Origin of the sequence: Streptomyces sp. RK62 (genome assembly GCF_018070255.1) — a bacterium.
GTDB lineage: Bacteria > Actinomycetota > Actinomycetes > Streptomycetales > Streptomycetaceae > Streptomyces > Streptomyces nigra.
The window spans coordinates 311,684-332,525 of sequence record NZ_JAGPYD010000009.1 but is presented as its reverse complement, the minus strand read 5'-3'; the positions used below and the strand labels follow the sequence as shown (position 1 = coordinate 332,525).

At 71.1% G+C, this 20,842-nt stretch carries 18 protein-coding genes and 2 pseudogenes; 12 read left to right on the top strand and 8 right to left on the bottom strand.

Going from position 1 to position 20,842, the window contains the following annotated elements; translation table 11 throughout:
• Window positions 1–291 precede the first annotated feature (291 nt).
• The 9 genes from KBY32_RS19685 (at window position 292) to pssA (ending at window position 11,231) form a co-directional block, all read left to right on the top strand.
• Window positions 292–2,097 carry a 3-hydroxyacyl-CoA dehydrogenase family protein gene (locus KBY32_RS19685; protein WP_055619368.1) on the top strand — a complete coding sequence of 602 codons (1,806 nt, stop codon included), beginning with the start codon at window positions 292–294 and terminating at the stop codon, window positions 2,095–2,097.
• A 136-nt stretch (window positions 2,098–2,233) separates the two neighbouring features.
• Window positions 2,234–3,043, top strand: coding sequence for a TetR family transcriptional regulator (locus KBY32_RS19680; protein WP_199835338.1), 810 nt, complete (start codon window positions 2,234–2,236; stop codon window positions 3,041–3,043).
• 446 nt (window positions 3,044–3,489) lie between these two features.
• On the top strand, window positions 3,490–4,827 hold the full coding sequence (gene ccrA, locus KBY32_RS19675; protein WP_181890290.1) for a crotonyl-CoA carboxylase/reductase: 1,338 nt from the start codon (window positions 3,490–3,492) through the stop codon (window positions 4,825–4,827).
• 10 nt (window positions 4,828–4,837) lie between these two features.
• Complete coding sequence (locus KBY32_RS19670) at window positions 4,838–6,880, top strand: protein meaA (protein WP_210980977.1); 2,043 nt, start codon at window positions 4,838–4,840, stop codon at window positions 6,878–6,880.
• Window positions 6,877–7,836 carry a CoA ester lyase gene (locus KBY32_RS19665; RefSeq protein ID WP_115505607.1) on the top strand — a complete coding sequence of 320 codons (960 nt, stop codon included), beginning with the start codon at window positions 6,877–6,879 and terminating at the stop codon, window positions 7,834–7,836. The genes KBY32_RS19670 and KBY32_RS19665 overlap by 4 nt, the downstream gene beginning before the upstream one ends.
• 5 nt (window positions 7,837–7,841) lie before the next feature.
• Complete coding sequence (locus KBY32_RS19660; RefSeq protein ID WP_055619372.1) at window positions 7,842–8,354, top strand: MaoC family dehydratase; 513 nt, start codon at window positions 7,842–7,844, stop codon at window positions 8,352–8,354.
• 3 nt (window positions 8,355–8,357) lie between these two features.
• Window positions 8,358–9,563, top strand: coding sequence for an acyl-CoA dehydrogenase family protein (locus KBY32_RS19655; protein ID WP_055619373.1), 1,206 nt, complete (start codon window positions 8,358–8,360; stop codon window positions 9,561–9,563).
• Between the two features lie 170 nt (window positions 9,564–9,733).
• The gene (locus KBY32_RS19650) at window positions 9,734–10,390 is read left to right on the top strand and encodes a phosphatidylserine decarboxylase (protein WP_048579466.1); all 657 of its coding nucleotides are present in this window, start codon (window positions 9,734–9,736) and stop codon (window positions 10,388–10,390) included.
• Window positions 10,391–10,412: 22 nt separating this feature from the next.
• Complete coding sequence (pssA, locus tag KBY32_RS19645) at window positions 10,413–11,231, top strand: CDP-diacylglycerol--serine O-phosphatidyltransferase (protein WP_055619374.1); 819 nt, start codon at window positions 10,413–10,415, stop codon at window positions 11,229–11,231.
• Window positions 11,232–11,310: 79 nt separating this feature from the next.
• Here pssA and KBY32_RS19640 read toward each other — a convergent pair whose 3' ends face one another.
• A complete protein-coding gene (locus tag KBY32_RS19640; RefSeq protein WP_210981028.1) occupies window positions 11,311–12,429 on the bottom strand; it encodes a glycerate kinase in 1,119 nt (372 codons plus the stop codon).
• A gap of 184 nt (window positions 12,430–12,613) precedes the next feature.
• Here KBY32_RS19640 and KBY32_RS19635 point away from each other — a divergent pair, with 184 nt between their 5' ends.
• Together KBY32_RS19635 and KBY32_RS19630 are read left to right on the top strand one after the other, a co-directional pair.
• Window positions 12,614–13,687 carry an ADP-ribosylglycohydrolase family protein gene (locus KBY32_RS19635; protein WP_055619376.1) on the top strand — a complete coding sequence of 358 codons (1,074 nt, stop codon included), beginning with the start codon at window positions 12,614–12,616 and terminating at the stop codon, window positions 13,685–13,687.
• 16 nt (window positions 13,688–13,703) lie between these two features.
• Window positions 13,704–13,964 (top strand): annotated as a pseudogene (locus KBY32_RS19630) (NUDIX hydrolase); the annotation flags it as partial.
• An 8-nt stretch (window positions 13,965–13,972) separates the two neighbouring features.
• Here the strand turns inward: KBY32_RS19630 and KBY32_RS19625 are convergent.
• Window positions 13,973–14,173: a type II toxin-antitoxin system VapB family antitoxin gene (locus KBY32_RS19625; RefSeq protein WP_115505605.1), complete on the bottom strand. Its 201-nt coding sequence runs from the start codon at window positions 14,171–14,173 to the stop codon at window positions 13,973–13,975.
• Window positions 14,174–14,264: 91 nt separating this feature from the next.
• Here KBY32_RS19625 and KBY32_RS19620 point away from each other — a divergent pair, with 91 nt between their 5' ends.
• Window positions 14,265–15,020, top strand: coding sequence for a Sir2 family NAD-dependent protein deacetylase (locus KBY32_RS19620; RefSeq protein WP_210980976.1), 756 nt, complete (start codon window positions 14,265–14,267; stop codon window positions 15,018–15,020).
• On the opposite strand, the gene KBY32_RS19615 is transcribed toward KBY32_RS19620, so the two are convergent.
• From KBY32_RS19615 to KBY32_RS19590, 6 genes and pseudogenes are all read right to left on the bottom strand, one after another.
• Window positions 15,007–15,924 carry a hypothetical protein gene (locus KBY32_RS19615; protein ID WP_210980975.1) on the bottom strand — a complete coding sequence of 306 codons (918 nt, stop codon included), beginning with the start codon at window positions 15,922–15,924 and terminating at the stop codon, window positions 15,007–15,009. The genes KBY32_RS19620 and KBY32_RS19615 overlap by 14 nt on opposite strands.
• 205 nt (window positions 15,925–16,129) lie before the next feature.
• A pseudogene (locus tag KBY32_RS19610) lies at window positions 16,130–16,612 on the bottom strand (methylated-DNA--[protein]-cysteine S-methyltransferase).
• 9 nt (window positions 16,613–16,621) lie between these two features.
• Entirely contained in the window at window positions 16,622–18,091 is a 1,470-nt protein-coding gene (locus KBY32_RS19605) for a DNA-3-methyladenine glycosylase 2 (RefSeq protein ID WP_210981027.1), read from the bottom strand.
• 90 nt (window positions 18,092–18,181) lie between these two features.
• Window positions 18,182–18,643, bottom strand: a complete 462-nt coding sequence (locus tag KBY32_RS19600) for a hypothetical protein (protein ID WP_210980974.1) — start codon at window positions 18,641–18,643, stop codon at window positions 18,182–18,184.
• A gap of 62 nt (window positions 18,644–18,705) precedes the next feature.
• On the bottom strand, window positions 18,706–19,218 hold the full coding sequence (locus KBY32_RS19595) for an O-acetyl-ADP-ribose deacetylase (RefSeq protein WP_210980973.1): 513 nt from the start codon (window positions 19,216–19,218) through the stop codon (window positions 18,706–18,708).
• Window positions 19,219–19,306: 88 nt separating this feature from the next.
• A complete protein-coding gene (locus KBY32_RS19590; RefSeq protein WP_055619557.1) occupies window positions 19,307–20,719 on the bottom strand; it encodes an NAD(P)/FAD-dependent oxidoreductase in 1,413 nt (470 codons plus the stop codon).
• Window positions 20,720–20,842: the final 123 nt, after the last annotated feature.

The following is a 20,842-nucleotide window of genomic DNA, read 5'->3' as shown; positions in this document are numbered from 1 at the left end:
GCTCGTTACCCGCGAGTTAATCTCAGACGAGCGAGTTACCCACTCGCACCCCCTCGCGGCGGCCTGGTGACGCAGCCCTCGCGAGAGCAGTCGGTTCGGTGCCCCAGGTACCGCAGTACGACTCGGCCACGGGACAGGGCCGGTCGGTCATCACCGCTCCTCGGACGTGTGCACGTCCGCAGCGACGGCCCCGGGCGTGTGCGCCAGCAGCCCGGCAACACCCGCACCTTTTCCGCATCCGGCGCGTCCGGACGCGTTCCCAGTCGTCACCCTCATTCCTGGAGTCCCGCGATGGCCACTCCCCTGTCCGACACCTCTCTGTCCCCGCTGAAGACCGTCGCCGTGGTCGGCCTCGGCACCATGGGCACCGGCATCACCGAAGTCCTCGCCAAGGCAGGCCGCGAGGTCGTCGGCATCGACGTCAGCGAGGCCGCGGCCGCCCAGGCCGTCGCCGCCCTGGAGTCCTCCACCGCCCGTGCGGTGGCACGCGGCCGGCTGACCGAGCAGGAGCGCGCGGACGCCCTCGCCCGTGTCCGCACCTCCACCGATCTGCGGGCCGCGGCCGACGCGGACCTGGTCATCGAGGTCGCTCCGGAGTCGTACGAGATCAAGCACCAGATCTTCCGGGAACTGGACGGCATCGTCCGCCCGGAGACGATCCTCGCGACCGGCACCAACGCCCTGTCGGTGACGCGGCTGGCGGCCGACTCGGCCCGTCCGGAGCGCGTGCTCGGCCTGCACTTCTTCAACCCGGCGCCGGCCATGAAGCTCGTCGAGGTCGTCTCCTCGGTGCTGACCGCGCCGACCGCCGTCACCGCGGTCACCAACCTCGCCCTGGACCTCGGCAAGGAGCCCGTCGCCGTCGGCGACCGCCCCGGATTCGTCGCCGACGGCCTGCTGTTCGGCTATCTCAACCAGGCCGCCGCGATGTACGAGGCCAAGTACGCCTCCCGCGAGGACATCGACGCCGCGATGCGGCTGGGCTGCGGACTGCCCATGGGGCCGCTCGCCCTGCTCGACCTGATCGGCATCGACACCGCCCGCACGGTCCTGGACGCCATGTACGCCGAGTCCCGCGACCGGCTGCACGCGCCCGCCCCGATCCTCAAGCAGCTCAGCGAGGCGGGCCTGACGGGCCGTAAGTCGGGCCGCGGCTTCTACACGTACGAGGCACCCGGCAGCGCCACCGTCGTGCGGGACGCGCTGACGCCGCTGGACGGCGCCGCCCTGACGCCCGGCCGGACCGTCCGCTCCGTCGGCGTCGCCGGCTCCGGCACCATGGCGTCCGGTATCGCCGAGGTCTTCGCCAAGGCCGGGTACGACGTCGTCCTCGCCGCCCGCAGCGAGGAGAAGGCGCAGACCGCCAAGGCCCGGATCGGCAAGTCGCTGTCGCGGTCCGTGGACAAGGGCCGGATGACCGCCGAGGCCGCCGCGCAGACCCTGGACCGGATCACCGCGGCCGGCAGCTACGACGCGTTCGCCGACGTCGACCTGGCCGTGGAGGCCGTCGCCGAGGACCTGGACGTCAAGCGGCAGCTGTTCGCGGCGCTGGACAAGGTCTGCAAGCCGGGCGCGGTGCTCGCCACCACGACGTCCTCGCTGCCCGTCGTCGCCTGCGCCCGCGCCACCTCGCGTCCGCAGGACGTGATCGGCATGCACTTCTTCAACCCGGCGCCGGCCATGAAGCTGGTCGAGGTCGTCCGTACCGTCCTGACCGCCGACGACGTGCACGCCACGGTCCGCGAGGTCTGCGCGAAGATCAGGAAGCACGCCGTGGACTGCGGCGACCGGGCCGGGTTCATCGTGAACGCCCTGCTGTTCCCGTACCTCAACAACGCGATCAAGATGGTGCAGGAGCACTACGCGTCGCTCGACGACATCGACGCCGCGATGAAGCTGGGCGGCGGCTACCCGATGGGCCCGTTCGAGCTGCTGGACGTCGTCGGCCTCGACGTCTCGCTGGCGATCGAGAAGGTCCTGCACCGCGAGTTCCGCGACCCGGGCCTCGCTCCGGCGCCCCTGCTGGAGCACCTGGTGGCCGCGGGCTGCCTCGGCCGCAAGACGGGCCGCGGCTTCCGCGAATATGCCCGGCGCTGACGGCATCGGCGACTGGTTCCGGAGCGAGAGGGACTGGGGCGGACTGCTCGACCCGGCCGGAGGACCCCCGCCCGCCCAGGGCGGGGGAAACCCCGTACACGCGCATCGAGCTGCGGACATGCAGTACGTTCGGGTCATGTCCCAGCCCGCCAGGTCCTCACGTACACCAGCTTCGCCCGACGCGCCGGAGAGCACCGCCGGCGGCCGAGCCGCCGCCCAACGGCTCAAGATGCGCCGCGAACTGGCGGCCGCGGCCATGGAGCTGTTCGCGACCAAGGGGTACGAGGCGACCACGGTCGACGAGATCGCGGCCGCGGCCGGCGTCGCCCGCCGCACCTTCTTCCGTCACTTCCGCTCCAAGGAAGAGGCGATCTTCCCGGACCACGACGACACCCTGGTCCGCGCCGAGGCGGTGCTCAACGCCGCCCCGCCGCACGAGCACCCGCTCGACACGGTGTGCCGGGGCATCAAGGAGGTCATGCGGATGTACGCGGCCCGGCCGGAGATCTCGGTCGCCCGCTACAAGCTGACCCGCGAGGTGCCCACCCTGCGGGAGGCGGAGATCGCCTCGGTCGCCCGCTACGAGCGTCTGTTCACCCGCTATCTCCTCGGCCACTTCGACGAGCACGCGCACGACGACGACGCCAACGACGACCCGCTGCTCGCGGAGGTCGCGGCGTCGGCGGTGGTCACCGCCCACAACCACGTGCTGCGGCGCTGGCTGCGGGCCGGCGGGCAGGGCGACGTGGAGGCGCAGCTCGACCACGCCTTCGCGATCGTGCGCCGCACGTTCGGGACCGGGATCGGCGCGGGCCGCGAGAGCGCCCCGCGCACCACGACGGCCTCGGTGGCCTCCGACGGTGAGGTCCTGGTGACGGTGGCGCGGACGGACGCCCCGCTGGACGAGGTCATGCGCACCATCGAGCAGGCCCTCAAGGAGCGCTGAGACGCCGGTACGGAGTGGGTTCGGCCGCTCCCCCGCTGTGATGACGGCCACCCGCCCGGGTGGCCGTTTTGGCATGTCAGGGGCCCTTTTCGGGGGGCTTCCGGAGGCCGTTCGATCGATCATCGCTCATTTGTTACGTAAAGATTTCATCTGAGAGCAACTTCTGGCACGCAGTGCCTTGCCGGATGACACGCCGTGCCATACGTTGAAGGAGTCCGGGCGGCCGGCGTGCAGAGACCTTTCGTACGCCGGCTGTCCCCGCAAGCCCCTCCCGGGGCCTGCGCGCCCGGCGCCTGCGTCACAGGCAACCTCCCGCGCCACCATGCGCCGCCGAACAGCACCACCGGCCGAACCGACGGCATCCCCGAAAAAACCCTCAGCAGCACCGACGTAACCCTCAGCGCCCCTCCCTCAGGGTGCTCACCGCCGGAGGCAACACCGTGACCATGAAGGACATCCTGGCCGCGATCCAGTCGCCCGACTCCACGTCGGAGGACTTCGCCGCCCTCCCGCTCCCCGAGTCGTACCGCGCGATCACCGTGCACAAGGACGAGACGGAGATGTTCGCGGGCCTGACGACCCGCGACAAGGACCCGCGCAAGTCGATCCACCTCGACGAGGTGCCCCTGCCCGAGCTCGGCCCGGGCGAGGCCCTGGTGGCCGTCATGGCCTCGTCGGTCAACTACAACTCGGTGTGGACCTCGATCTTCGAGCCGCTGTCCACCTTCGGTTTCCTGGAGCGCTACGGCCGCACCAGCGAGCTGGCCAAGCGGCACGACCTGCCGTACCACATCATCGGCTCCGACCTCGCGGGCGTCGTCCTGCGCACCGGCCCGGGCGTCAACTCCTGGAAGCCCGGCGACGAGGTCGTCGCGCACTGTCTCTCCGTCGAGCTGGAGTCCAGCGACGGGCACAACGACACGATGCTCGACCCCGAGCAGCGGATCTGGGGCTTCGAGACGAACTTCGGCGGGCTCGCCGAGATCGCCCTCGTCAAGTCCAACCAGCTGATGCCCAAGCCGGACCACCTCAGCTGGGAGGAGGCCGCGGCCCCGGGCCTGGTGAACTCCACCGCCTACCGCCAGCTGGTCTCCCGCAACGGCGCCGGCATGAAGCAGGGCGACAACGTCCTGATCTGGGGCGCGAGCGGCGGACTCGGCTCGTACGCCACCCAGTTCGCCCTCGCCGGCGGCGCCAACCCGATCTGTGTCGTCTCCTCGCCGCAGAAGGCGGACATCTGCCGCGCGATGGGCGCCGAGGCGATCATCGACCGCAACGCCGAGGGCTACAAGTTCTGGAAGGACGAGAACACCCAGGACCCCAAGGAGTGGAAGCGCTTCGGCAAGCGCATCCGCGAGCTCACCGGCGGCGAGGACATCGACATCGTCTTCGAGCACCCCGGCCGCGAGACCTTCGGCGCCTCGGTCTTCGTCACCCGCAAGGGCGGCACCATCACCACCTGCGCCTCCACCTCGGGCTACATGCACCAGTACGACAACCGCTACCTGTGGATGTCCCTGAAGCGCATCATCGGCTCGCACTTCGCCAACTACCGCGAGGCCTGGGAGGCCAACCGGCTCATCGCGAAGGGCAAGATCCACCCCACCCTGTCGAAGGTGTACTCCCTCGAGGACACCGGCCAGGCCGCCTACGACGTGCACCGCAACCTCCACCAGGGCAAGGTCGGCGTGCTGTGCCTCGCCCCCGAGGAGGGCCTGGGCGTGCGCGACCAGGAGCTGCGCGCCAAGCACCTCGACTCCATCAACCGCTTCCGGAACATCTGAGGGCCGGGGGATGACAGAGCGTCAGGAAGACGAACGTCAGAAGGACCGTCCGTGGCTCATGCGGACGTACGCCGGCCACTCGACGGCCGAGGCGTCCAACGAGCTGTACCGGCGCAACCTCGCCAAGGGGCAGACCGGTCTGTCGGTCGCGTTCGACCTGCCCACCCAGACCGGGTACGACTCCGACCACATCCTCGCCCGCGGCGAGGTCGGCCGGGTCGGGGTGCCGATCGCGCACCTGGGTGACATGCGCCGGCTGTTCCAGGACATCCCCCTGGAGCAGATGAACACCTCGATGACGATCAACGCCACCGCCATGTGGCTGCTGGCGCTCTACCAGGTCGTCGCCGAGGAGCAGGGCGCGGACATCACCAAGCTCCAGGGCACGACCCAGAACGACATCGTCAAGGAGTACCTGTCCCGGGGGACGCACGTCTTCCCGCCGGGGCCCTCGCTCCGCCTGACGACGGACATGATCGCGTACACGGTCTCCCACATCCCGAAGTGGAACCCGATCAACATCTGCAGCTACCACCTGCAGGAGGCGGGCGCCACGCCGGTCCAGGAGATCGCGTACGCGATGTCCACCGCCATCGCCGTCCTCGACGCCGTGCGTGACTCGGGGCAGGTCCCCGAGGAGAAGTTCGGCGACGTCGTGGCCCGTATCTCCTTCTTCGTGAACGCGGGTGTCCGCTTCATCGAGGAGATGTGCAAGATGCGGGCGTTCGGCCGGATCTGGGACCGGATCACCCGGGAGCGGTACGGCATCGAGAACCCCAAGCAGCGCCGCTTCCGCTATGGCGTCCAGGTCAACTCCCTCGGCCTGACCGAGGCGCAGCCGGAGAACAACGTCCAGCGGATCGTGCTGGAGATGCTGGCCGTGACGCTGTCGAAGGACGCCCGTGCGCGTGCTGTGCAGCTGCCGGCCTGGAACGAGGCGCTGGGCCTGCCCCGCCCCTGGGACCAGCAGTGGTCGCTGCGCATCCAGCAGGTGCTGGCGTACGAGAGCGACCTGCTGGAGTACGAGGACATCTTCGAGGGCTCGAAGGTCATCGAGGCGAAGGTCGATCGGCTGGTCGAGGAGTCGTTCGCCGAGATCGACCGCATCCAGGAGATGGGCGGCGCGATGGCGGCCGTCGAGTCCGGCTACCTCAAGTCGCAGCTGGTCGCCTCGCACGCCGAGCGCCGGGGCCGGATCGAGTCCGGCCGGGAGAAGATCGTCGGCGTCAACATCTTCGAGGGCACCGAGCCGAACCCGCTGACCGCCGACCTGGACACCGCGATCCAGACGGTGGACCCGGCCGTCGAGGCCCGGGTCATCGCCTCGCTCCAGCACTGGCGCGACACGCGGTACCAGCCGCCGTTCAACCACCCGCGTCCCTGCAAGGCGCTGGAGCGGCTGAAGGAGGCCGCGAAGGGCACCGACAACCTCATGGAGGCCACCCTGGAGTGCGCCCGCGCCGGTGTCACCACCGGCGAGTGGGCCGGGGCGCTGCGCGAGGTGTTCGGCGAGTTCCGCGCCCCGACCGGGGTGTCCTCGGCGCCGGTCGCGATCCCCGCCGAGGAGGGCTCGGCCCTGTCCCAGGTGCGGCGCAAGGTGGAGCTGACGGCGAAGGACATGGGCGTGGGCAAGCTGCGCTTCCTGGTCGGCAAGCCCGGCCTGGACGGGCACTCCAACGGCGCCGAGCAGATCGCCGTGCGCGCCCGCGACGCCGGCTTCGAGGTGGTGTACCAGGGCATCCGGCTGACGCCGGAGCAGATCGTGGACGCGGCGCTCGCCGAGGACGTGCACGCGGTGGGCCTGTCGATCCTGTCCGGCTCGCACGCGCAGCTGGTCCCGGACGTCCTGGAACGCCTCCGTGTGGCCGGTGCCACAGATATACCCGTGATCGCCGGTGGCATCATCCCGAATGGTGACGCCGAGCAGCTGAAGGAAGCCGGAGTGGCCGCCGTCTTCACCCCGAAGGACTTCGACATCACCGGGATCATCGGCCGCATCGTCGACGAGATCCGGAAAGCGAACAAGCTCGACCCCCTGGAGGTCCCCGCATGACCGTCAACCGTCTGCGTCCCCGCCGCTCCTGTCTCGCGGTGCCGGGAAGCAACCCCCGCTTCCTGGAGAAGGCGCAGGGCCTCCCGGCGGACCAGGTCTTCCTCGACCTGGAGGACGCGTGCGCGCCGCTCGCCAAGCCCGAGGCGCGGCACACCATCGTGAAGTTCCTCAACGAGGGCGACTGGACGGGCAAGACGCGCGTCGTCCGCGTCAACGACTGGACGACGGAGTGGACGTACCGGGACGTCGTCACGGTCGTCGAGGGCGCCGGCCAGAACCTCGACTGCATCATGCTGCCGAAGGTGCAGACGGCCCAGCAGGTCGTCGCGCTGGACCTGCTGCTGACCCAGATCGAGAAGACGATGGGCTTCGAGGTCGGCAAGATCGGCATCGAGGCGCAGATCGAGAACGCGCAGGGCCTGAACAACGTCAACGAGATCGCCCAGGCCTCGCAGCGCCTGGAGACCATCATCTTCGGCCCGGCCGACTTCATGGCGTCCATCAACATGAAGTCGCTGGTCGTGGGCGAGCAGCCGCCCGGCTACCCGGCGGACGCCTACCACTACATCCTGATGAAGATCCTGATGGCCGCCCGCGCCAACGACCTCCAGGCGATCGACGGTCCCTACCTGCAGATCCGCAACGTCGACGGCTACCGCGAGGTCGCGCAGCGCGCCGCCGCGCTCGGCTTCGACGGCAAGTGGGTGCTGCACCCGGGCCAGGTCGAGGCGTCCAACGAGATCTTCTCACCGTCGCAGGAGGACTACGACCACGCCGAGCTGATCCTGGACGCGTACGACTACTACACGTCCGAGGCGGGCGGCAAGAAGGGCTCGGCGATGCTCGGCGACGAGATGATCGACGAGGCCAGCCGCAAGATGGCCCTGGTCATCGCAGGCAAGGGGCGCGCCGCCGGCATGAAGCGCACGTCGAAGTTCGAGATCCCGGAGGCCTGACCGTCATGCAGTTCGGACGCACCTACGAGGAGTTCGAGGTCGGGGCGACGTACAAGCACTGGCCGGGCAAGACGGTCACCGAGTACGACGACCACCTGTTCTGCCTCCTGACCATGAACCACCACCCGCTCCACATGGACACGAACTATGCGGAGAAGACGACGGACTTCGGCAAGAACGTCGTCGTCGGGAACTACATCTACTCGCTGCTGCTCGGCATGAGCGTGCCGGACATCTCCGGCAAGGCGATCGCCAACCTGGAGATCGAGTCGCTCAAGCACGTGGCGCCGACCTTCCACGGCGACACGATCTACGGCCAGACGACCGTGCTCGACAAGTGGCCGTCGAAGTCGAAGAACGACCGCGGCATCGTCTACGTCGAGACCAAGGGCTACAAGCAGGACGGCACGCTGGTGTGCGTCTTCCGCCGCAAGGTGATGGTGCCCACCGAGACGTACATCAAGGAGCGCGGCGGCGAGCAGCCGGGCCGCCCCGAACTGAGGGAACAGGGGAAGTAAGCGATGGCCCGTCTCGCCCAGACCGCCGGTCTGACCGACGTCCAGCAGGAGATCCTCTCCACCGTCCGCGACTTCGTGGACAAGGAGATCATCCCGGTCGCCACCGAGCTGGAGCACCGCGACGAGTACCCGCAGCAGATCGTCGACGGTCTGAAGGAACTCGGCCTCTTCGGCCTGATGATCCCCGAGGAGTACGGGGGTCTGGGCGAGTCGCTCCTCACCTACGCGCTGTGCGTGGAGGAGATCGCCCGCGGGTGGATGTCGGTGTCCGGCATCATCAACACGCACTTCATCGTGGCGTACATGCTCAAGCAGCACGGCACGCAGGAGCAGAAGGACCACTTCCTGCCCCGGATGGCGGCCGGCGACATCCGCGGCGCCTTCTCGATGTCGGAGCCGGGCCTCGGCTCGGATGTGTCCGCCATCACCTCGAAGGCGGTGAAGGACGGCGAGGAGTACGTCCTCAACGGCCAGAAGATGTGGCTCACGAACGGCGGAACGTCGTCTCTGGTGGCCGTTCTGGTCCGAAGTGACGAAGGACACCCCGAGGGCACGGCCCCGCACAAGTCGATGACCACCTTCCTGGTGGAGAAGGAGCCGGGCTTCGGTGAGGTCCGTCCGGGCCTGACCATCCCCGGCAAGATCGACAAGATGGGCTACAAGGGCGTCGACACGACCGAGCTCATCATGGACGGCCTGCGCATTCCGGCCGATCGGGTGCTCGGCGGCGTCACCGGCCGAGGTTTTTACCAAATGATGGACGGCGTCGAAGTCGGCCGCGTCAACGTGGCGGCGCGTGGCTGCGGTGTCGCTCAGCGTGCCTTCGAGCTGGGTGTCCAGTACGCCCAGCAGCGTCACACTTTCGGCAAGCCGATCGCCCAGCACCAGGCCATCCAGTTCAAGCTGGCCGAAATGGCTACCAAGGTGGAGGCCGCGCATGCCATGATGGTGAACGCGGCACGCAAAAAGGACTCCGGTGAGCGAAACGACCTCGAAGCAGGGATGGCGAAGTACCTCGCCTCCGAATACTGCAAGGAGGTCGTGGAAGATGCCTTCCGGATCCACGGCGGCTACGGCTTCTCCAAGGAGTACGAGATCGAGCGCCTCTACCGTGAGGCTCCGATGCTGCTCATCGGTGAAGGTACCGCCGAGATCCAGAAAATGATCATCGGTCGCAGGCTGCTCGAAGAGTATCGGTTCCAAGGCTGAATGTCCGAGTTCGGGGTGTTTTCTTCGAGAAGAAGATCACACCCCGTACATACGCTTCAGCCGCCGACTCGGCTTCCTGGCTTGCCCAGTTGTGGGCCGCGACCGGTACGATCCCCGGAAAGCCGCCGTCCCCCGTTGAAGCGCGGCATCATCCGCTACGAAGGTCATCCATGCCCCACAGCCAAACCTCTGCACCACGCGACAGCCGGGCCGGCGTACGCCTCGCGCGCGGAGCATCGCCGTGGCTTCTCCCGACCGTCGCCACCGCAGCCCTCAGCCTGGCCCGCGCACGCCGCTCCGGCGTCGCCAAGGCCGTGGCCGTACCCGCCACCGCTCTGGCGGCGGGCATGCTGTGGTTCTTCCGCGACCCCGAGCGCGAGATCGCCCAGGGCCGGGTCATCTCCCCGGCCGACGGTGTGGTGCAGAGCATCATGCCGTGGAAGGACGGCCGCACCCGCGTCGCGATCTTCATGAGCCCGCTCAACGTCCACGTCAACCGCGCGCCGCTCTCCGGCACGGTGACGTCCGTCGAGCACATCCCTGGCGGGTTCGTGCCGGCGTTCAACAAGGAGAGCGAGAACAACGAGCGCGTAGTCTGGCATTTCGACACCGAACTTGGCGACATCGAGATGATCCAGATCGCCGGCGCCGTCGCACGTCGCATCGTCCCCTACATCCCGCAGGGCACGAAGGTCGAGCAGGGCGACCGCATCGGTCTGATCCGCTTCGGCTCCCGTGTCGACATCTACCTGCCGGAAGGCGTGGAGGTCGCGGTCGAGGTCGGGCAGAAGACCGTGGCTGGGGTGACTCGCATTGACCGTGATTGATCCAGAGACACAGCCGGGCTGGGTGCCGGGCGCGGACGAGGTCGACGAAGAGGAGGAGATGCCGCTCTCTCTCCGCCTGTCGATAGCGGACACCCTCACCCTCGGCAACGCCACGTGCGGCTTCATGGCGGTGTACTTCACCACCACCGGCATCCTCATCCCGCACCTCACGGGCAGCGAGGAGAGCGGCATGGCGCGCCACAGCGCCGCCACCGCCGTCATCCTGATGCTGTGCGCGGCCGTGTTCGACCTGTTCGACGGCCTGGTCGCCAGGAAGCTCCGCTCGTCCCCGATGGGCGCCGAGCTGGACAACCTGTCCGACCTGATCAGCTTCGGTCTGGCCCCGGCGTACTTCGTCCTCGTCTACGGCATGGTCGCGAACGACGCGCACCAGAGAGTGGCCGCGGTCGGAGCGATCGTGGTGCTGCTGGCGGTGGTGCTGCGGCTTGCGCGGTTCTCGTGCGTGTCCGTCCCCAACGGCATGTTCCAGGGGATGCCCTCCCCGTTCGGCGCGCTGACCGTGGTCTCGATCGTGCTGCTCGAGCTGCCCTTCGTGGCGACGCTCCTGGCGATCCTGGGCACGGCCTGGCTGATGGTGAGCCGGGTGGAGTACCCGAAGCCGCGTGGCCGTCTCGCGATCGCGATGCTGTCGTGGATCGTCATGTCCATGGGGCTGCTCGCCGCCTGGGCGTTCGAGGCCCCGAGCGGTCAGCTGCTCCTCCAGACGGGCTGCGCGCTCCAGCTGGTGATGGGCGCTGTGATCCCGCTGTTCGCCACGGCCCGCCGGGTGAACAACTTCCGCGGCAACCGGCGTGAGGCGCGGGCGGCCCAGCTGCCGTAGCGCTCCGCCTGCTGTGACGGGAAGGGCCCCGGACCGAATCGGTCCGGGGCCCTTTCGTGCTTCCGGGGCGCTTGGTGGGTCAGACCAGGAAGTCCCGGCCGATGCGGTCCGCGACCCGCTCCAGGATCGGTCCGGCGTCCGCGATGCACACCGCCACGTCCGGCTCCTCGTCCGTGAGCGGATACGCCCGCCGGATGCCGGCCCGGCCCAGGGCCTCGGGCGCGAGGGCGAGGCGTCCGCACACGGCGACGACCTCCTTGCCGGCCGCGCGGGCCGCCGCCGCGACACCGGCCGGGGCCTTGCCGTGCAGGGTCTGCTCGTCGAGGGAGCCCTCTCCGGTGATCACCAGGTCGGCGCGCTCCACGGCCGGCGCGAAGCCCAGGACGTCGAGCATGACCTCGATGCCGGCCCGGAAGCGGGCGCCGAGGAGCAGGGCGCCGTACCCGATGCCGCCGGCGGCTCCGGCGCCCGGTGCCGAGGCGTGCTCGGCGGCGCGGGGGCCGACGGCGGCCTCCAGGACCTTGGCGTAGTGCGCGAGGGCCGCGTCCAGCGTGGCCACGTCGTCCGGGGACGCGCCCTTCTGCGGGCCGTACACCGCCGGTGCGCCCTTCGGGCCGGTCAGCGGGTTGTCGACGTCGCTGGCGAGCACCAGGTCGACCTCGGTGAGGCGGGGGTCGAGCCCGGACAGGTCGGCCGTGGCGAGATCGGCGAGGCCGCCTCCGCCCGGCGCCACCGGCTCCCCGTCGGCGTCGAGCAGACGGGCGCCCAGCGCGGTGAGCATCCCGGCGCCGCCGTCCGTGGTGGCGCTGCCGCCGACGCCGAAGACGATGGTGCGGGCCCCGGCTTCGAGGGCCGCGCGCAGCAGCTCGCCGGAGCCGTGGGTGGACGCCGTGAGCGGGGCGAGGACGCCCGCGGGGAGCCGCTGGAGGCCGCTGGCCTCGGCCATCTCCACGACCGCGGTGTCGCCGCGCAGCGCGAACGCCGCCGTCACCTCGTCGCCGAGCGGCCCGGCGACCCGCACCTCACGCCGCTCGAAACCGGCGGCGACCGCGGCGTCGACGGTGCCGTCCCCTCCGTCGGCGACCGGCAGGGCCTCGACCTCCGCCGTCGGGACGGCCCGGCGCAGACCGGCTGTGACCCGCTCCGCGACCTGTACGGCCGTGAGCGACCCCTTGAACTTGTCCGCGGCGATGAGCACGCGCTGTGTCACCTGTATCCCCTTGCTCTCCGGGCCCCGCACAGGTCGGGGCCAGTCGCGCCGCTGCGACCTTAACCGGCGGCACCCCGGAGCCGCCATGCCTCGCCGGAGCGTGGGACGGGGTCCGGGGCGCTCTGGCGTGCCGGGCGCGTGGGCGGTCGCCGGAATCGGGTAGACCGGTCCTATGACCGCTGTGGGCACGGAACCGGAGATCGCCGACCGCATCCTCGGCGGCTGGCAGGGCCGGATCGCCGGCAACATGCTCGGCAAGCCGGTCGAGCAGGGCGAGGTGTGGACGCGCGACCGGATCGACCGCTATCTGCGCCGGGCCGCGGCCCTGCCGCTCACCGACTATCTGCCGGAACCGGCCGACGAGGAGGACGGGCGCTCGATGCGGCCCGAGTGGCGGCAGTGCGTACGCGGCCGTATCCACGGCAGCTGCCGCGACGACGACGTCGACTACGCGATCCTCGGCCTCGACCTGCTGGAGCGGCACGGCTTCGGCTTCAGCACCGAGCAGGTCGGGGACCTGTGGCTGCTGCGGCTGCCGTTCCTGCAGACCTTCACGGCGGAGCGGGCGGCGTACCGCAATCTCGCGAACGGCCTGAAGCCGCCGCTCACCGCCACCTACGACAATCCGCACCAGGAGTGGATCGGCGCCCTCATCCGCGCCGACGTCTACGGCTGGACCTCGCCCGGCGTCCCCGCCCGCGCCGCCTCCCTGGCCCGCCGGGACGCGGTGCTCTCGCACACCGGGAACGGGGTGTACGGCGCGATGTGGGCGGCGGCGCTGATCGCGGCGGCGTTCACGGCGGCCACGGTCCGGGAGGCCGTCGACCGGGCGCTCGCGGTGATCCCGGCGAGCAGCCGGCTCGCCCGTACCGTGCGCCGGGTGGCGACGCTGCACGAGGCGCGGATGCCCTGGGAGGACACGCTCGCCACGGTGGCGGAGGAGACGGCGGGCCTCGGCTGGATCCACACCGTCCCGAACGCGGCCGTCCTCACGGCGGGGCTGCTGTACGGCGACGGGGACTTCACCCGCACCATCACGCTCACCGTGCGCGGGGGCCTGGACACCGACTCCAACGGGGCGACGGCCGGCTCGGTGGCGGGCGTGCTGGGCGGCGCGTCGGCGATCCCGGCGCACTGGACGGAGCCGCTGGAGGACACGGTGCGCAGCGCGGTCTTCGGCTTCGACGGGGTGCGGATCAGCGAGCTGGCGGAGCGGACGCTGCGACTGGCGGAGCTGGGCGCGTAGGCGGGCGCGGGTTCCACTCGCGGCGGTGGACTGGGGGCAGGGGGCGGGCCGGCCGCCGCTGGTGGCGGACCTGTACGACGGCGGGGTGCTCACCGCGGACGACCTGAAGGCGATCCGCCTCCAGGAGGAGGAGCTGCTGTCCTGGCGCCTGGTGCCCCGCGAGGAGCTCGCCGATCATCTGCCGGGCGCTCCGGGCCGCCGCGTCCTGGCCGCGCCGGACGCCCTGGCGGACGGCACGGGGCCGGTGGAACTGGAAAACGGTCGCCGGGTGGCCTGACCCGGACGTCAGCCCTCGACGTCCCGGGGCCGGGCGTCCACCTCGCGCAGGGCGTCGTCGCGCTCGGCGACCCGTGCCTCGGTGCGGTGCCCGCGCTGGACGTAGTCGCGCAGGACGAGTTCGACGGCGTCCTGGGGGCTGCCGACGCCCGCGAGGACCATGGCCTCCACGACGAGTTCGGCATCGAGCGAGACGGTGACCTTGGCCATGCGGGCACGCTAGCACCGGCTGCCGGGCCTACGGGCGCTCGCTCGAATATCCATTCGCCGCGTTCCCGCCGCCCGTCCTACTCTCGGCGACATGACCAAGCCCCTCGTGGCCCTGCTCAGCGGCGCCGGCATCTCGACCGACTCCGGCATCCCGGACTACCGCGGGCCGAACGGTCTGTGGCGGCGCGACCCCGAGGCCGAGAAGCTCGTGACCTACGAGTACTACATGGCCGACCCGGACATCCGGCGCCGGTCGTGGCTGATGCGGCGGGAGACCGGCGCGCTGAACCCCCAGCCCAACGCGGCGCACCGGGCGGTGGCCGAGCTGGAGCGCTCGGGGGTGCCGGTGCGGGTGATCACCCAGAACGTGGACGGCCTGCACCAGCTCGCCGGGCTCCCGGCCCGCAAGGTCCTGGAGCTGCACGGCACCGCACGGCAGGTGGTGTGCACCAGGTGCCACGCCCGCTCCCCCATGGAGGACGCCCTGGCCCGCGTCGACGCCGGCGAGGACGACCCGCCGTGCCTGGAGTGCGGGGGCGTCCTCAAGTCCGCGACGGTGATGTTCGGCGAGCGCCTCGACCCGGAGGTCCTCGGCCAGGCGGTCGCGATCACCAAGGCCTGCCAGATCTTCATCGCGGCCGGCTCCACCCTCCAGGTCCAGCCGGCGGCGGGCCTGGCCGGCATCGCCGCGGACCACGGCGCCCGCCTGATCATCGTCAACGCGGAACCGACACCGTACGACGACCTGGCCGACGAGGTGATCCGCGAACCGATCGGCACCGCCCTGCCCAGGGTGCTGGGCGAGTTGAGCGGCAAAGGCGCGGACGGCGGACTCACCTCTCGTTAGGTTCGTCGTCGTCCTCGAAACCTCGTGACGGGCCCCGGACATTGCTCAGGACCCGCTTGCCCTGCTGGTCGACCAGGCGGGTGACGGTTTCCTGGGCGACGCCGAACACCAGGGCCCACGCAAGGATCTGGGCGCTGGAGTCCAGGTCCGTCAGTCCCGGCACGAAGCCGCCCTGGACCACCAGCAGACCGAAGACCGCGGCCAGGGCGCCGATCGGCAGGCGCAGCAGCAACAGGCAGATGGGCACCATGTACGGGGTCGCCGTGCCCTGCATGTGCCGCAGGGACACGGCTCCCGCCAGAGCCGCCCCGCACAGCCCGAAGAACTCCACGATGAGCACGTCGCCGCCCCTCGGCGTCCCGCTGATCGGGCAGACCAGGTTGGCCTGGGGCCTGAAGCAGAGCTTCTGCGCTATCGCGGTCGGGTCGTAGTACGCCCACAGGACGATGAGGCCGGCGATGACGCTGGTGACGAGCACCGAGGTCAGCAGGATGTTGCGGAAGCTGCGGGCTCTCGCCCGTTCCAGGTCCTGGGCGTCGTTGGCGGCGCGCAGCGCCCGTACCGCGAGGTCCCTGAAGTGGTTGTTCACATGGTGCCCGTCGGAGCGGAGCTGCGACTCCAGCTCGTTGCGCAACGGATCCTCGTCGCCCAGGTGTTGCTGGGCCCTCGCGAGGACTTCGCGCCCCCACCACGCCAGCTCCGCCTCGCCGGAGAGCCTCAGGATGCTCACCTCGGCACGGTGGATGTTCGCCCAGGTGCGGTCCATGACCGAGCCGGACAGCAGGGACATCGGCGTGTCTCTGCTGTTGATCGCCTCTCGGGCCGCCTGCAGCTGGGTCCTGGCCTTCTTCGCGAGATGCCGGGCCTCGCCCGACAGCTCGCCGCGGTCCTCGATCGTTCCCAATTCACCTTGGAGCTCCGCGACATACGCCGAGGCACGCTGGTGCCAGGAGGACTTTCGCCGCCCCGCCACGTCTCCGTCCTCATCCGGAATCTTGCGTGCACGAGGTTCCACCATGGTTCAGCCCTCCGTGGAGCGGCCCCGGAGTTCACCTCGACAGAGCTCTCACCTCCAAGTCTCCGCCGTGTGGGCTTGATCGCAAGTCAGCTCAGAACAGCGCAGCCCCGCTCTCGAAGGCCAACAGGCGTTGTTTGCGGGGGAGGCCGCCGCCGTAGCCGGTGAGGGAGCCGGTCGCGCCGATGACTCGGTGGCAGGGGACGATGATGCCGATCGGGTTCTTGCCGTTCGCGAGGCCGACGGCTCAGGAGGCTCCCCTATTGCCCAGGGCTTCGGCGAGTTGGCCGTAGGTGCGGGTCTCGCCGTAGGGGATCGTGCGCAGGTGGTTCCAGACGGTGAGCTGGAAAGGGGTGCCCTTCAGGTGCAGGGGGACCGTGAACTGCCTCAGCTCGCCTGCGAAGTAGGCCTCCAGCTCTTCCTCCGTCTGCGCGAAGGGGCTCGCGTCGAGGGGGCCGAAGGTTTCCTCGGCGGGGCGGTGGCGTTGGTCGGTCATGTAGAGGCCGCACAGGACGCCGTCCTCGGCGACGAGGGTGAGAGGGCCGTACGGGCTGTCGATGACGCTGTGCCGGCGCACTGGGTCTCCTTACGCGGGGAGGAAGTTGACGGGGTGGCTGTCCGTCGCCCACAGGTACTGGACGGCGTAGGCGCGCCACGGGCGCCAGGCGGCGGCTCGGGCGGTGAGGGCCGCGGGTGTGGACGGCAGGCCCAGTTCGCGGGCGGCGCGGCGGACGCCGAGGTCGGTGGGGAGGAAGGCGTCGGGGTCGCCGAGCGCGCGCATCGCGATGACGTCGACCGTCCAGGGGCCGAAGCCCGGCAGGGAGAGCAGTGCCGCCCGGGTCTCGGCCCAGTCGCTGTCGGGGCCGAGGCGGAGGTCGCCGTCGGCGAGGCGGCGGACCAGGGTCGTGAAGGTCGTCCGGCGGCTGCGGGGCATCGCCAGTGACTCGGGGTCGGCGGACGCCAGGGCGGCGGGCTCCGGGAAGAGGTGGGTGAGGCCGCCCTCGGGGTCGGTCACCGGCTCGCCGTGCGCGGTGACCAGGCGGCCCGCGTGGGTGCGGGCGGCCGCCGTGGAGACCTGCTGCCCGAGCACGGCCCGTACCGCGAACTCGGCCTCGTCGACCGTGCGCGGGACCCGGCGGCCGGGTGCCTTGTCGACCAGGGGCGCCAGGACCGGGTCGGTGCGCAACTGGTCGTCGACGGCGACCGGATCGGCGTCCAGGTCGAGCATCCGCCGGCACCGGCTGGTCGCGACGGTGAGGTCGCGCAGGTCGCTGAGGGTGAGGCGGCAGGCGATGTGGTCGGGCCGCGGGCTCAGCGCCACGATGCCATGGCCGTACGGCAGCCGGAGCGTGCGCCGGTACGCGCCGTCCCGCCACTCCTCCACGCCGGGCACGGCGGTCGCCGCGAGGTGCCCGAAGAGGTTGTCGGGGTTCAGGGGGGCGCGGAACGGAAGGCGCAGGGTGAGCGCGCCGGTGGTACCGCCCTGCGGGGACCGGGGTGCGCGGGCGCGCAGGTCGGTCGGGGCGAGGGCGAAGACCTCGCGGACGGTGTCGTTGAAGGTGCGGACGGAGGCGAAGCCGGCCGCGAAGGCGATGTCCGCCATGGACAGCGACGTCGTCTCGATGAGGAGCCGCGCGGTCTGGGCGCGCTGGGCGCGGGCCAGGGCGAGCGGGCCGGCGCCGAGTTCGGCGAGGAGCTGGCGTTCGATCTGCCGGGTGCTGTAGCCGAGGCGCGCGGCGAGGCCGGGGACGCCCTCGCGGTCCACGACGCCGTCGGCGATGAGCCGCATGGCGCGGGCCACGAGGTCGGCCCGCTGGTTCCACTCGGGTGAGCCGGGGCTGGTGTCCGGGCGGCACCGCTTGCAGGCGCGGAAGCCGGCCTGCTGGCAGGCGGCGGCGCTGGGCAGGAACCGCATGTTCCCGGGCCGGGGCGGCACCGCCGGACAGCTGGGCCGGCAGTAGATCCCGGTCGTGACGACCGCCGTGAAGAACCACCCGTCGAAGCGCGCGTCCTTCGACTGCACGGCGCGCACGCAGCGCTCGACGTCGGTGTGCATCCCCTCGTTCATGGGTCCAGCATCGGGGACGGGGGTGGGTGGCGGCTGGCGAGAATCCGACACGTAGGTCGGGGGCTCGGGGCCGTCCTCTCAGGTACTCGGGCCGGCGCTGGGACCGATGCCGCGCAGTCGTTCGATGCTGCCGCCGATCCGGGGGCGCAGCCGTTCCAGTACGGCGGGCTTGCCGCTGACGACCCAGCGGGTGCCGACGAGGTAGGTGCCGCCGTAGACGGAGGCGGACTCCAGCCAGGTCCGCTTCAGCTTCTCCTCGGGGAACGTCGTGACGAGGTAGTCGCCCTGCTTCGTCCGGCAGACGCCCTCGCGCAGCTCGTCCGCCTCGGTCCTGATCTTCACCTTGCACCCGGTGAGACCGGCGATCACCTCGATCTTGGCGGGTGCCACCACGCCGGCCTCGGTGGCGGAGACCTTGGGCGGGCCGCTCGACGCGGCTGCCGAGCCCGAGTCGCCGCCACCGCACGCGGTGGCCAGGAGCAGCGGGGCGAGGCCGGCGGCGAGCGCGGCCCTGCGGTTTCCGGTTCCTCGATTCGTCATGTCCGGCTGGTGTGCCTGGTGCGTTTCCACGAGGAGGGGTACGGATCAGCCCCGGGCGGTGTTCACGCCTCCAGCCGCCTGGCGAACACCTCGTACGCGGCCGTGTCGAACAGCACGAACCGCACCTCCTCGACCTGGGTCTCCGCCGCCCTCACGGTCTCCACGGCGATCCGGGCGCCGTCGTCCATGGGCCAGCCGTAGATGCCGGTGGAGATGGCGGGGAAGGCGACCGTCCGCGCGCCGAGTTCGTCGGCGGCGCGCAGGGACTCGCGGTAAGAGGAGGCCAGAAGGTCCGAGCGGTCCTCGTCCCGCGACCAGACCGGGCCCACCGTGTGGATCACCCATCGGGCCGACAGGTCGCCGGCCGTGGTGGCGACCGCCTGCCCGGTGGGCAGGCCCTTGCCGTACCGGGAGGCCCGCAGCGCACGGCATTCGGCGAGGATCGCGGGGCCGCCACGCCGGTGGATGGCACCGTCCACACCGCCTCCCCCGAGCAGGGAGGAGTTCGCGGCGTTGACGATCGCGTCGGCCGTCTGCCGTGTGATGTCGCCCTGGACGAGTTCGATGGTGGTCATGGGCCCTTCCTAGCAGGACGGGCCGGTCCACGCAGGCGCGGGGCCCGTGGCTCAGGACTCAGCGCCCCGGGGCTCAGGGCCCCTGGGCTCAGGGCTCCTGGCGCAGGCGGCGCCAGACCGCCTTGGCCGCGTTGTGTCCCGCCATGCCGTGCACGCCCGGGCCGGGCGGGGTCGCGGACGAGCAGAGGTAGATGGCGGGATGCGGGGTGCTGTACGGGAACAGCGAGAGCTTGGGGCGCAGCAGCAGGCGCAGCCCGGTGGCGGCACCGGAGCCGATGTCCCCGCCGACGTAGTTGGCGTTGCGGGCGGCGATTTCGGCCGGGCCCGCGGTCGCACGGGCAAGGACGCGGTCGCGGAACCCCGGTGCGTAGCGCTCGAGTTGACGTTCCAGGGCGTCCGTGAGGTCGCCCGTCCAGCCGTTGGGGACATGGCCGTAGGCCCAGAAGACGTGCTTGCCCTCGGGGGCCCGGGTGGGGTCGACGACACTGGGCTGCACGGTGATCATGAACGGCCGGTCGGGTGCGCGTCCCTCGCGCGACGCGGCCCGCAGCGCCGCCCCGATCTCCGCGCTGTCCGCGCCGATCTGCACGGTGCCGGCCCGCCGGGCCTCGGGCGCGGTCCAGGGCACGGGACCGTCCAGCGCGTAGTCAATCTTGAAGACGCCGGAACCGTACCGGTAGTTCTCGTAGTACCGGCCGAAGCCGGCGATCCGGGCGAGCGCGGTGGGCGAGGTGTCGAAGACGTACGCCCGCGCCGGCGGCAGGTCGTCGAGCCGCTTCACCTCGTAGTCGGTGTGGACGGTGCCGCCGAGATCCTTGAGGTAGGCGGTGAGGGCGTCGGAGATGGACTGGCTGCCGCCCCGGGCGACGGGCCAGCCGCGGGCGTGCGCGGCGAGGGCGAAGACCAGGCCGATGGCGCCGGTCGCGAAGCCGCTCAGCGGGGCCATCACATGGGCGACCAGGCCGGAGAAGAGGGCCCGCGCCCGTTCGTCGCGGAAGCGGCGCATCAGCCAGGTCGACGGCGGCAGCCCGGTCAGCCCGAAGCGGGCCAGGGTCACCGGGTCGCGGGGCAGTGCGGTGAGCGGCAGCGACATGAAGTCCCGTGCCAGGGTGTCCCACTTGGACAGGAACGGGGCGACCAGCCTGCGGTACGCGCCCGCGTCGCGCGGCCCGAAGGAGGCGGCCGTCTCGGCGACGGACCGGGACAGCACGGCGGCGGTGCCGTCGGCGAAGGGGTGGGCCATGGGCAGCCCGGCGTGCAGCCACTCGAGCCCGTAGCGGTCGAGCGGCATGGCCCGGAACGCGGGCGAGTTGATGCCGAGGGGATGCGCGGCGGAGCAGGGGTCGTGCCGGAAGCCGGGCAGCGTCAGCTCCTCGGTGCGGGCCCCGCCGCCGACGGTGTCCCGCGCCTCGAACACGGCGACGGAGAAGCCCCGGCGGGCCAGCTCCACGGCGGCGGTCAGGCCGTTCGGTCCCGCACCCACCACGACTGCGTCGAGCATCGACGGCACGTTCGGACCCCTTCGTCAGGCGGCGGCCTAGGGCCTTTCGTTTGGATCATCCCGGCGTCGCGGGATCTGGCACGCACATCTGCGGCGTTGTCGTCGGTTGCCAACGCTCCGCGT